At 60.3% G+C, this 1,397-nt stretch carries 1 protein-coding gene; it reads left to right on the forward strand.

What is annotated here, in order from left to right; translation table 11 throughout:
* Positions 1-93: 93 nt before the first annotated feature.
* Positions 94-1,179 carry an IS5 family transposase gene (locus tag GO615_RS27625; RefSeq protein WP_169133048.1) on the forward strand — a complete coding sequence of 362 codons (1,086 nt, stop codon included), beginning with the start codon at positions 94-96 and terminating at the stop codon, positions 1,177-1,179.
* Positions 1,180-1,397: the final 218 nt, after the last annotated feature.

The raw sequence follows: 1,397 nt of genomic DNA on the forward strand, positions 1-1,397 counted from the left end.
CCTAGCAGGGTGTTGATTTAATACGTTTTCCAGCATCTACGCGGGTTCTACGGCTGATATAATTACGTTCGCATTACGACACCGATTATTCCCATGCGCGGCATCGACCACAAACAAGGCGCCCTGTTCAGCTACGTCAATATCGAAGACCGAATTGACCCGGATCACCCTTTGCGCCGGATCAAGACGCTGGCCGATATGGTTTTGCGCACGATGTCGCCGCACTTCGATGCGCTGTATGCCGAGGGCGGACGTCCGTCGATTGCACCGGAACGATTGCTGCGAGCTTCGTTGTTGCAATGTCTGTTTTCGATTCGCTCGGAGCGTGCGCTGGTCGAGCATATCGACTTCAACATGATGTTCCGCTGGTTCGTCGGCCTGACGCTGGACGAGCCGGTATGGGATCACTCGACGTTCAGCGCCAATCGCGAGCGACTCCTCAAGGAGAGCGTGATGCGCGAGTTCTTCGGTGGCGTGGTGGCGGTGGCCGAATGGGCCGAACTGGTGTCGGACGAGCATTTCAGCGTCGACGGTTCGCTGTTGCGGGCGTGGGCCTCGCACAAGAGCCTGAGGGCTCGCGACAACTCGGACGAGCCGCCGGGACCGGACCAGGGGCGTAACCCCGAGGTGGACTTTCGCGGCAAGAAACGCTCGAACAAGACGCACGTCTCGCGTACCGACCCGCAGGCGCTGCTGGCCAGCAAGGGTGGTGGCGTGGCGTATCTGAGCTACACCACGCATGCGCTGGCCGAGAATCGGCACGGCCTGATCGTCGATGTCCACACCACGACGGCCACCGGAACCGCCGAGCGTGAGGCGGCGTTGGTGATGGCCAAGCGCAGCATCAAACCGGGCAATTCGACGCACAAGCCAACACTGGCGGCCGACCGAGGGTATGACACCGCCGAGTTCATCGCCGCGCTCGAGCCCCTTGGGATTGCCCCGCATGTCGCGGCCAAAACCAAGGGCGGCGCGGTACCAGAGAAAGTGAAGTCGACCCCGGGCTACGCGGTCAGCCTGCGTCGGCGCAAGATGATCGAAGAGGCCTTTGGCTGGGCGAAGGAGATTGGCACCCTGCGCCATGCGATGGCGCGTGGGCTGGATCGAATCGGTGCGCATGCGTTGCTCAATTTCTCGGCCTATAACCTGACGAGATTGGGCAATCTGCTGGCACCGTGATTCGCGAGCGCCATTGCGCTCTGCGGATGGAAGAAGTTGTGGACGAAAAACCATCTCTTTGCGGCGACAGGAGCGCTGCTGATTTGCGGTAGCACGCTCGACGGAAAAGTCCGCTTGAATCGGAATGATCACGGGGCAGGCGCGCGCTTTTCAATGTCGATTTTTTTCCAGCAAGCTGGAAACCGAAGGTGAAGACGAGATTTTCAACGCCCTGCTAG

This window comes from Aromatoleum evansii, assembly GCF_012910805.1.
GTDB lineage: Bacteria > Pseudomonadota > Gammaproteobacteria > Burkholderiales > Rhodocyclaceae > Aromatoleum > Aromatoleum evansii.